Genomic DNA, 10634 nt, shown 5'->3' with positions numbered 1-10634 from the left:
GGGCTCGGTGCGACGAGCGTTGCCGGTAGCTCCTCGAGCGTGTTCGCGTGGACGCTGAACGCTGGGAACGTTCCGCCGAGATCTGAGTGAACCATGAGCATGATCGATGTGTGCTCGTCGCCCTAACTTCCTTTTCGGCTGCCACCAGCCTACCGCCCCACCCGCCAACCCGCAACGGAACGTGCCAGAAGCCCCCCATCGTTAGCCTGCGAGTCCCGCGGACTCCGAACCCCGAGCGCCCCGCGGTTCCAGCCCTGCGACGCGATCCTGGACGTGCTCAGGTCGGTGGCCGAGCCGTCTTGCACGGTGTGATTATCGTACCAGATGCCCCGCGCCCGCGTCGCGGCGCGATCCGCTGCTCGTCCAGGCAGGTCAGGTATCGCACGACATCCACCCTCCCAATCGCCATACGCGCCGCAAGTCGGGATATCTTGGCGAAGCGACGAATCCTGGACAGGTATGCCTGCCCGGCACGCGAGCCGAGATGTCGCGCGCGGCGTGCGCGGTCGCCCGCACACGCGGCCAGCGCGTTAGTCGCGCGGGTGCGCCGCAGCGCCGTGACTGGCCGTGCTCACGGAGTCCCGCCGTGGCATGGTCGCCTCCAAACGCTCCGCAGCTGGCCGGGGCAGGTCCGAGAGGTGCTCATGGATCACGTGCCAGCCGCCCGGGCCTCGCGACCACACGGTGGTCCATACGCCACCGATCACATGCGGACGTCCGGCGTCCGTCCAATGGGGAACCGTGTACCGGGCGCTCATCACCGCGGCGTCGCGCGAGAGCACGTCGACTTCCATCGTGCCCCAGGTCCACGTGGGGTCAACCATGAACTGGCCAACCCCGTCCCAAAATGCAGCGATGGCCAATTGGAGCGAGTCGCGACTGGTCGAAATGCGCCCGCCGGTTGCCGAGATCACTCGGCCACTCGCCGGATACACGGCCATCATGCGACGAACCACGTCGCCCTTTGAAAGATCGTAGGCGTCACGCACGGTAGCTCGCAGCGTATCGGCAATGGCCGCCGCCTCGGCGCGCGATGGCGCGCTGTCCTTCGCCCCGGAGGCACAAGCGAGGAGCAGGCTGGCGCCCGACAGCAGTCGAAGCGCGTGGACCGGAATTCGGGGCTGTGACATGTTTGAGAGAGGCCTGCTCGTCGGCCCTGGACTCGGGATGGAACGTCGGTTGGGGTCACACGCTGCTCGGGTGTATACCCCACGTGACCTGAGAACGCGAGTGCCACGGTGCTTGTCACCGCAGGGAGACAGCGGTGTGTGCCCTGCCGAGGACACCGCATGCACGCCCTCGCTGGGAGGACCGTTGGCCTGCAACCTGCGATGGTGGCAAGCGGTGCGCCTCTGCTGCAGATTCTCGGGGGACGCGCGAACGGCATTCTGAACCGGAGGGTTGCCGATGAGCATTCGCAAGCTGTTGGTCCTCGGTCTGATCGGCGCCGCCGCGTGCGGCGAACGCGCTGGCGAGGGCAACCTCAGCGCTGATCTCAAGCGCGATCTCGACGCTTCGGCCAACCCGATCGAGCTGGCCAGCCAAGGCAACGAGGCGCCGATGCGCTTCGTTTCGGAGCTGGAGCAGGGGAAGACGGCGGAACCGGTTCAGCGTTCGCGCCGGCCGCGGCCGACGGTCGCCAGGACGGCCGGTACGACACCCCAGGACCTGTCCACGCCGGCGCCAGAGGTGAAGGCCGAGATCATGGTGGCGCAAACGACGGAGGCCTCGGTCGCGCCGTCCCCGGCGCCCGCGGTTTCGAGCGTTCCGCTCGTGGCCCCGCGCCCGGCCGCGCTGCCGGTCGAGGTGCCGGCCGAGGGTGGGCGTGGGACTGGAGGGGGTGGGATCGGAACCGGAGATAGCGGAGGCGGCATCGGCATCGGCGACGTGATCGGTGTGGTCATTCGCGGAGGTGGCGTGGGGCCGGATCACTGTCCACCACGCCGACGTCCGCGCGGTCGACTACCGCGGTAAGGGCCCGAGGATCGAGGTGCGAAGGCAACGGCCGGGGGCCATGATCCCCCGGCCGTTTCGCATTCCGGCACGCGCGTTAGGCAGACCGACGCATCCCGGTGACCTCCGCATCCGCGCGTCACGGCGCTGGGCTCGCGCAATACGCGATGCCTGACGCGGCGGTTCCGGCGAGCAGGACCGCGTCGGGCCGCAATCACCCTCAAGCGGATCGTACGGCTTCAACAGCACCGCACGCTCGGCGTCGACGAGGCGGCGTGGGGGTCGTGACTCAACGCAGAGGTCGTTGCAGGGATTCTTGCGCAGCGCGTCAGGCGCATGGCGTCATCAGCACCGAGGCCGACGCCTCCCCCGGGCGAGGGACACGCTGTTCCTTCCGCATGCCGGTTCAGCCGAGGAACATGGTGACTGGCACGGCCTGCACCAATTGGGCATTTTCCGCCCCTGACGTGCCGTGCCTTCCAATCCCTCGAATCCCCATTCATGCTGACCAAGGACTACCCGGACCACCACGACGCCGAACTCGTCATCAAGCTCTATGAGCTGCGCAGGGACGCGGTGATGCGGGAGTCGCGCCGGTTGATCAACGCGGAGTTCTGGCCTCGGACGTTTGACGACGTCCTCGCCTTCACCAAGGGCGACCACCCGCTCAACCCCGCCTTTCGGCAGGTGAGCTCGTATTGGGAAATGGTCTACGGCATGGTCAAGCACGGCGTGCTGCACGCCGACTTCATGATGGAGAGCTGCGGCGAGGGGATGTTCGTCTTCGCCAAGGTGGAGCCCTACCTGGCCGAGTACCGGGCAAAGATCAGCCCAATCGCGTTTCGCAACGCGGAGTGGATGACCGCGCACAGCCCGGCGGCCCAGGCGGTGCTCGAGCTGTTCCGCAAGCGTGTGGCAACGACGCTCGCCGCGAAGGCCTGACATGGCGACTCGAAAGAAAAAGGTCCCGTACGTGCCGGTCGATCCGCCGTTCGTGGTCCGCAAGTCGAGCATTCAGGGACGCGGTGGCTACGCGACGCGTGACATTCGCAAGGGCGAGCGGATCGTCGAATATCTGGGCGAGCGTATCTCGTGGGCCGAAGCGGATCGACGTTACGACGACACGAAGGTGAAGCGCCACCACACCTTTCTGTTCACGGTCAACAAGCGCACCATCATCGACGCGGCGTTCGACGGCAACGACGCGCGCTTCATCAATCACTCGTGCGACCCGAACTGCGAGGCGGTCGACGAACAGAATCGCATCTTCATCGAGGCGATCAAGCCCATTCGAAAGGGTGAGGAGCTGAGCTACGACTACAGCTACTCGCGGGACAAGGACACGACGGAAGAAGACGAGGCGCTCTATGTGTGCCGCTGCGGCACGGCCAAATGTCGAGGGACGATCCTCGAGCCGCCAAAGAAGCGCCGGGCAAAGGCTCCGCATCACGCGGCCTCGCGTCACCCGGGCAAACAGCGCAAGGTCGGCCAGGCGGGGAAGAGCAAGAAGCGCCGCAGCGCCGCTCGATGAGCGGCTCGACTGTTCTGCGTGGCCTCGTGCGAGGCCTCGTCGACTACGCCGGGCTGTTCCCGCCGGCGTCCCTGTCGATGCGAGCCGTCGTCTCCAACTACGCGCAGTATCTCGGGGGTGACGACGCCTGGGCTCTGGGTCGCCTCGTCGTGCCGATCGCGCGCCTCGCCGAGTTCGAGACCGAGGTTCGCACACTCGGCGTCGACGCGATCTCGACGCCCTGGCGCCTGTCCGGACTGGCGACGTCCCCGGCCGACCTTGCGACGATCACGGCCTTCAACACGCGCTGGACGGGGCGACTCGTCGTGGATGCGATCGAATCACGCGCCACATCTCCTGGCGACGTGGATGCCCTGGGAGCGCTGCAGAGTCCCGGCGTCGAACTGTTTGTTGAACTTGCCCCAGGTCCGTCGCTCCTCGCGTGCCTGACCGCGGTACGACGTATCGGCGCCGCGGCCAAACTGCGCGCCGGCGGCGTCGTGGCAGACGCCTTTCCCTCGGCGGACGACGTCGTGGCCTTTCTGCGGGCCTGCCGCGAGGCCGGGGTTCCGTTCAAGGCGACCGCGGGATTGCACCATCCCATCCGAGGCACCTATCCGCTGACCTACGAGCCCGACAGTCCGCGCGGCGTCATGCACGGCTACCTGAACGTGTTGCTGGCGTCGTCGCTCGTCGCGGCCGGCGGTTCGGACGCCGATGCGCGGCGCATCCTGCTGGCCGATTCGCTGGACGACTTCACCGTGGGCCGGGATCGGGTCACCTGGGCGGGAGTCGAGGTGCCGTTCGATCCCTCGCTCGCGCGCCCGATGTTGCGGGGCGTTGGCTCGTGTTCGTTTCGCGAACCCGTGGACGAACTCGCAGCCCTGGTCGCCGCATGACGAACGCGACGCACGATCCTGCGCTCCGTTCGTGGGTGGAATCGGCCAACGACGGCGCCACCGATTTCCCTGTGCAGAACCTGCCGTGGGGCGTCTTTCGCGACGAGCGCACTGGATGGCGTGTGGGCGTCGCCATCGGAGACCGCGTGCTCGACGTCGCGGCGGCGGCGCGCGCTGGCGTGGTCGGTGAAGCATGGGAACAGGTCACCGGGCCGACGCTGAACGCGCTCATGGCGGAGTCGCCGGCGCAGTGGACCGCCAGGCGGCGCGCGGTGAGCGATGCGCTGCGCGCCGATACCGAGGCGGGTCGCCGTGCAGCACACATCGACGGGCTCACTCGACCGCTCACCGACGTCGAGCTGGGCGTGCCCGCCACGGTTGGCGACTACACGGACTTCTACGCATCGATCCATCACGCGACCAACGTCGGGTCCATGTTTCGCCCCGACAATCCGCTCCTGCCGAACTACAAGTGGGTGCCGATCGGCTACCACGGTCGTGCGTCCTCGATCGTCGCTTCGGGCACGCCGATCCGTCGACCGATCGGGCAGTGGAGCGCTGAGGCCGCGGGCCCGCCGACCGTGGCGCCGACGCGGCGCCTCGACTACGAACTGGAGCTGGGACTGTGGATCGGTGGCGGCAATGCGTTAGGCATTCCGGTGCCGATCCAGCGGGCCGGCGAGGCCGTCTTTGGCGTGAGCCTGCTCAATGACTGGTCGGCCCGCGACGTTCAGGCCTGGGAGTACCAGCCACTCGGCCCGTTCCTCGCCAAGAACTTCGCGACGACGGTGGGGCAATGGGTGGTCACTTCGGAAGCGCTTGCACCGTTCCGGTCCCCGGCGACCTCGCGCGCTCCGGGTGACCCTGCGCCGTTGTCCTACCTGCTGGATGCCGGCGACCAGGCCGCAGGTGGGATCGACGTCCGGCTCGAGGTCTGGTTGCGGAGCGAACGCATGCGCTCCGAGGGAATGGCACCACACCGGCTTTCACTGGGGTCGTCCACCGACCTGTACTGGACGCCGGCGCAGTTCGTCGCGCACCACACCATGGGCGGATGCAACCTTCGCGCGGGTGACCTGCTGGGCACCGGCACGATCTCCGGTGCCGACCCGGGCTCGCGGGGTTGCCTCCTCGAACTCACCTGGCGCGGATCGCAACCGCTGCGGCTGCCGAGCGGCGAGGAACGGCGATTCCTCGAAGACGGCGATGAAGTGACGATTCGCGCGCGCGCCGAGCGCGCCGGCGCGGCGCCCATCGGGTTCGGCACCTGTACCGGCGTCGTGATGCCGGCCGCCTGACGATGCGGTTCGTCAGGCTCGTCGACGCGCTCGCGATGACGCTGCTGTTTGCGGGCAGCATCGCGGGGCTTGTGAATCTGGTGACGGCCGAGCCACGTCCGTCCGGTACGGGCCAGTGGTCCGTGTTCTGGGCGCAGTTGGCCTATGTCGTGCTGGGCCCGATCATACTGTGGGGATGGCGCAAGCGCCGGCCCTGGCTGGCGCCGTTCGCCTGGGGCTGGGGGCTCACGCTCACCTATACGGGAGCGGCGGCGACACGATTCTACGGTGGACAGGATCTGCGCGCCGTCTTTGCTTCGCTCCTGGCCGGGGGCATCATCGCCGCTGTTACGGTCTTCTGGATCACCCGACGCAACGTCCTGGCCCCGATGCCTCCGTCTGAGCGGGGCTGACGACTCGACCTCAACCGACTCCAGCGATGCAGTTCGTCCAGACCGAGACCGCGCCCGTTCCTGCCGGCCACTACTCCCAGGCCGTTGTCCACAATGGCGTCGTATATGTCGCCGGTCAGCTGGCGATCGTTCCTGGGCAATCGGAGCATGCCGTCGGCACCATTGGCGAGCAGACGGAGCAAACGCTGCGCAACGTGCAGGCCATCCTTCGGGCGGCGGGTTCAGACCTCGACCACGTGCTGCAGATGACCATCTACATCAGCGATATCGCGCTGTGGGGCGAAGTGAACGCGGCTTACGTGCGCATGATGGGGAGTCACAAGCCCGCGCGGGCGGTGGTGCCGGTGAAGGATCTGCACTACGGCTACCAGATCGAGATCCAGGCCATTGCGGCCGTCAAACCCTCCTGATCGGTCGATACGATGCGAACGCTGCTCTCGTCACTCGCGCTGGCGCTGGTCATCGGCCCCGCAGGAGCCCTCGGCCAGGACGCCTTCACGCTGCGCGAGGAGATGATCCCCATGCGCGACGGTGTGCGTCTCTATACGCGGATCTTCACGCCCGCGAGTGCGCGAGGACCCCTGCCGATCATGTTCATTCGCACACCGTACGGAATCGGTGGCACCAGCAGTCGAAGCATTGAGGCCGGGTACGGGTTCCTGGCAAAGGACGGCTACATCTTTGCCTTTCAGGATGCCCGGGGGAAGTTCAGGAGCGAAGGCGAGTTTGTCATGCTCCGTCAGCCGCGCAAGGATCGATCCGACCGGCGCGCCATCGACGAGGCCACCGACGCCTGGGACTCGATCGAGTGGATGGTGAAGCAACTTCCCGGCAACAACGGTCGCGTCGGCATGACAGGCGTGTCCTACCCAGGTTGGCTCACCGCGGTCGCCATGATGGAGCCCCATCCGGCACTCAAGGCAGTGTCCCCGCAGGCGTCGCCGTCGGACATGTGGTTGGGCGATGACTTCCACCACAACGGCGCCTTCCGCCTCTCCTATGGCTTCGAGTACGCCGTGATGATGGAGTCCGGAAAGGATGTGAAGCCGTTCGCCTTCGACGTGTACGACACGTACGACTGGTACCTGCGCCTTGGCACGCTGGCCAACGTCAACCGCAGGTACCTGAACGGGAAGATCCCGACCTGGAACGACTTCTCGCAGCGTCCGGACTACGACGCATTCTGGCAGGGGCAGGGCATGGCACCACTGCTGCGAAAGCCGGTGACGATTCCGAACCTCAACGTGGCCGGCTGGTGGGATCAGGAGGACTTCTATGGTCCGATCACGATCTACCGTGAGCTGGAGAAGCTCGATGGCGCGAATCGGAACAACTGGCTGGTCGTTGGCCCGTGGAATCACGGAGGGTGGATGCGCGGTGACGGCAACTCACTGGGGCCGATCCAGTTCGACGCGGCGACGGGCAGCTTCTTTCGCGACTCATTGATGGCGCCGTTCTTTGCGCACCACCTGCACGAAGGTCGGCCGGCCCCGCACCTCGCCGAGGCGACCGTCTTCGAGGCGGGGAGCAATCGATGGCGTCGCTACGATGCGTGGCCACCAAAGGCCGGCAGCTCGCCACGCAGCTTCTTCTTCAGCGCAAACCAGGTGCTCAGCACGACGGCGCCGACTCGCAACGACGCGAACGCGTTCGACGCCTACGTGTCGGATCCAAACAAGCCCGTGCCATATCGGCCGCGCCCGATCCCGCCGACGTACAGCGCGGGCTCCACCTGGTCGACGTGGCTGAGTGATGACCAGCGTTTCGCGGCTACGCGGCCCGACGTGGTGCTATGGCAAACGCCAGCGCTTGCCGAGGATCTGACGATCGCCGGCGACATCTCGGTCACGCTCCATGCCGCGATCACCGGCAGCGATACGGACTGGATCGTCAAGCTCATCGACGTCTATCCGGACACGGGGATGAGCGAGCCGCGCATGAACGGGTACCAGTTCATGGTGGCCAACGAGGTGTTCCGCGGTCGTTATCGCTCCAGCTACTCCCGGCCGCAGGCGATCGTCCCGGGAAAGGTGACCGACTACGCCATCGACCTGCACACCCAGGCCTACACGTTCCGAAAGGGGCACCGCGTGATGGTCCAGGTCCAGAGTACCTGGTTCCCGCTGATCGACCGCAATCCGCAGAAGTTCGTGCCGAACATCTTCGAGGCGAAGGACGCCGACTTCACCCCATCGACGCAGCGCGTCTTTCGCTCGAGGCGATATCCCTCGAAGATCGTCCTTCCTGTCGTGGAGCGGGTCGCGCAGTAGGGCCGAGCCGTCGCTGCCGGCTGGCGTTCCCACGTCCCGTCTCGCGCCCCACCTCGGCGAACCGCTGCTCCGCGACTGCGCCGCTGAATCCGACCGTCGCCAGGCGCGCGCCTGGCGGTGGCGCGCCTAACGCCGGCGCAGGACGGCGGCGACGGCGAAGTGATCCGAAGCCCAGAGATCGCCAAATCGCCGGCGATCGATCGAGGCATCCAGCACGGTCCATTGCGGCGTCGCCAGGATCGCGTCGATCTTCTCGCCGGTCGAGTCGCCTTTGAAGGCGTGCAACGTACCCACTACGCCGGCCGTTGGCGCGAGCTCCCGGAACGTGTCACGCAGGCGCACGGCGCGATCGGAGAGCAGGGCACGGAACGCGGCGTTCGACTCGCCCGAATTGAAGTCGCCCAGGACCAGTGCCGGCAACCGACCAGCGCCGGCGTCGGCCATGCGCGCGAGCAGGAGCGCCGCACTGCGCTCGCGTGAAGGCTGTGACTCGTGGTCCCAGTGCTGGTTGAACACGAGGAGCGTGTCTCCTGTCGCGCGGTCCACGAGCCGCGCCCAGACGCACACTCTGGGGTAGCCGTTCCCCCAGGTCATCGATCCCGGCTCCGCCGGTCGGTCCGAGAACCAGAACTGCCCGTGGTCGGCCACCACAAAGCGCGCCGTGTCGACGAGCAGCGCCGAGTACTCACCGCCGGTCGCGCCGTCATCTCGACCAACGCCCAACTCACGAAAGCCTGGCAGCGCCGACTCGATGTCGTCGAGCTGGGCGCGCAGCGCTTCCTGCACGCCCAGCAGGTGCGGGTGGTGGTCGCGGATCGTGGCGATCACGTGCGGTCGGCGGAACGGCCAGCGATGGGCGCCATCGTTGGCCGTGCCGTATCGGATATTGAAGGTCAGGACCCGAACCGGGGCCTGTGCGTCGGCAACACGCGGTGCGCCAAAGAGCGCGACGGCCAGCGCGCCGTACATGCCGAGCCGTGTCCGGGGTCCGCGCGTGCTCATGCCGCGGTCGCCGCGCGTGCTCATGCCGCGGTCGCCGCGCGCCCCCGAGTCACATGTTCTCCACGAGCGCCTTGCCGAACCCGGAGCACGAGACGAGCGTGGCACCTTCCATCATGCGCTCGAAGTCGTAGGTCACGCGCTTCTGCGCGATGGTCTTCTCCAGCGCCGAGATGATGAGGTCCGCCGCTTCGGTCCATCCCATATAGCGGAACATCATCTCGCCGGAGAGGATCACCGAGCCCGGGTTCACCTTGTCCTGACCGGCGTATTTCGGCGCCGTCCCGTGCGTCGCCTCAAAGACGGCCGCCCCCGTCAGGTAGTTGATGTTGGCGCCGGGCGCGATCCCGATCCCTCCCACCTGGGCGGCCAACGCATCGGAGATGTAGTCTCCGTTGAGGTTTGGCGTCGCGATGACGCCGTACTCCGTGGGCCGCGTGAGGATCTGCTGCAGGAACGCATCGGCGATCACGTCCTTGATCACGATGCCGTCCGGGAGCCGCAGCCACGGACCACCGTCGATCGGCACGCCACCGAACTCCTGCGTGGCGCACTCGTAGCCCCAGTCCCGGAACGCACCTTCGGTGAACTTCATGATGTTGCCCTTGTGCACCAGCGTCACCGAGGAATAGCCGTACTGTCGGGCATAGCCGATCGCCGATCGCACCAGGCGTTTGGTGCCGTCGGCAGAGATGGGTTTGATGCCGATGCCGCTCGTCTCGGGAAATCGGATCTTCTTCACGCCCATCTCGCCCTGCAGGAATGCCAAAACCTTCTTTGCTTCCGCCGTGCCTGCCACCCACTCGATACCGGCGTAGATGTCTTCGGTGTTCTCGCGGAAGATGACCATGTTCACGTCCTGCGGCCGCTTGACCGGCGAGGGCACGCCGTCGAAGTAGCGCACCGGGCGCACGCAGGCATACAGGTCGAGCTGCTGGCGCAGGGCCACGTTGAGCGAGCGGATTCCGCCGCCCACCGGTGTGCCCAGTGGACCCTTGATCGCCACGAGGTGATGCACGATGGCGGCGAGCGTATCGTCGGGCATGTACGTGTCGAGCGTGGCCTTGGCCTTGTCGCCCGCCAGAACCTCGAACCACACGACGGACCGCTTGCCACCGTACGCGCGGGCCACCGCCGCATCAAAGACGAGCTGCGAGGCGTGCCAGATGTCCGGCCCGGTGCCGTCCCCCTCGATGAATGGAATGATCGGATGGTCGGGAACGCGGAGCACACCATCGTGCATCGTGATGGTGTCGCCGCGGGTCGGAGCCTTGAGGTGCGAGTACGAGGGCATGGAGGGGAACGGGTCAGTG

11 protein-coding genes are annotated in these 10634 nt (G+C 66.9%); 8 read left to right on the top strand and 3 right to left on the bottom strand.

Annotated features, from left to right (window positions below; all coding sequences use genetic code 11):
• Positions 1-530: 530 nt before the first annotated feature.
• On the bottom strand, positions 531-1130 hold the full coding sequence (locus IT361_16610; GenBank protein ID MCC6319297.1) for a DUF4440 domain-containing protein: 600 nt from the start codon (positions 1128-1130) through the stop codon (positions 531-533).
• Between the two features lie 277 nt (positions 1131-1407).
• Between IT361_16610 and IT361_16605 the strand changes: the two genes are divergently transcribed.
• The 8 genes from IT361_16605 (at position 1408) to IT361_16570 (ending at position 8322) form a co-directional block, all read left to right on the top strand.
• A complete protein-coding gene (locus tag IT361_16605) occupies positions 1408-1974 on the top strand; it encodes a hypothetical protein (protein ID MCC6319296.1) in 567 nt (188 codons plus the stop codon).
• Between the two features lie 480 nt (positions 1975-2454).
• Complete coding sequence (locus IT361_16600; protein ID MCC6319295.1) at positions 2455-2895, top strand: hypothetical protein; 441 nt, start codon at positions 2455-2457, stop codon at positions 2893-2895.
• Between the two features lies 1 nt (position 2896).
• Positions 2897-3484, top strand: coding sequence for an SET domain-containing protein-lysine N-methyltransferase (locus IT361_16595; GenBank protein ID MCC6319294.1), 588 nt, complete (start codon positions 2897-2899; stop codon positions 3482-3484).
• Complete coding sequence (locus tag IT361_16590) at positions 3481-4362, top strand: hypothetical protein (GenBank protein ID MCC6319293.1); 882 nt, start codon at positions 3481-3483, stop codon at positions 4360-4362. Before IT361_16595 ends, IT361_16590 begins: the two co-directional genes overlap by 4 nt.
• Positions 4359-5660: a fumarylacetoacetase gene (gene fahA, locus IT361_16585; GenBank protein ID MCC6319292.1), complete on the top strand. Its 1302-nt coding sequence runs from the start codon at positions 4359-4361 to the stop codon at positions 5658-5660. The genes IT361_16590 and fahA overlap by 4 nt, the downstream gene beginning before the upstream one ends.
• A gap of 2 nt (positions 5661-5662) precedes the next feature.
• Complete coding sequence (locus tag IT361_16580; GenBank protein ID MCC6319291.1) at positions 5663-6052, top strand: hypothetical protein; 390 nt, start codon at positions 5663-5665, stop codon at positions 6050-6052.
• A 26-nt stretch (positions 6053-6078) separates the two neighbouring features.
• Positions 6079-6462 (top strand): RidA family protein, encoded by a 384-nt coding sequence (locus IT361_16575; protein MCC6319290.1) that lies wholly within the window; start codon positions 6079-6081, stop codon positions 6460-6462.
• A gap of 21 nt (positions 6463-6483) precedes the next feature.
• The gene (locus IT361_16570) at positions 6484-8322 is read left to right on the top strand and encodes a CocE/NonD family hydrolase (protein MCC6319289.1); all 1839 of its coding nucleotides are present in this window, start codon (positions 6484-6486) and stop codon (positions 8320-8322) included.
• A 126-nt stretch (positions 8323-8448) separates the two neighbouring features.
• Here IT361_16570 and IT361_16565 read toward each other — a convergent pair whose 3' ends face one another.
• Together IT361_16565 and icd are read right to left on the bottom strand one after the other, a co-directional pair.
• Positions 8449-9348 carry an endonuclease/exonuclease/phosphatase family protein gene (locus IT361_16565; GenBank protein ID MCC6319288.1) on the bottom strand — a complete coding sequence of 300 codons (900 nt, stop codon included), beginning with the start codon at positions 9346-9348 and terminating at the stop codon, positions 8449-8451.
• Between the two features lie 25 nt (positions 9349-9373).
• Positions 9374-10615 (bottom strand): NADP-dependent isocitrate dehydrogenase, encoded by a 1242-nt coding sequence (icd, locus tag IT361_16560; protein MCC6319287.1) that lies wholly within the window; start codon positions 10613-10615, stop codon positions 9374-9376.
• Between the last annotated feature and the right edge of the window lie 19 nt (positions 10616-10634).

It is taken from the genome of Gemmatimonadaceae bacterium (assembly GCA_020846935.1).
GTDB lineage: Bacteria > Gemmatimonadota > Gemmatimonadetes > Gemmatimonadales > Gemmatimonadaceae > RBC101.
This window is presented reverse-complemented; position numbering and strand designations above follow the sequence as displayed.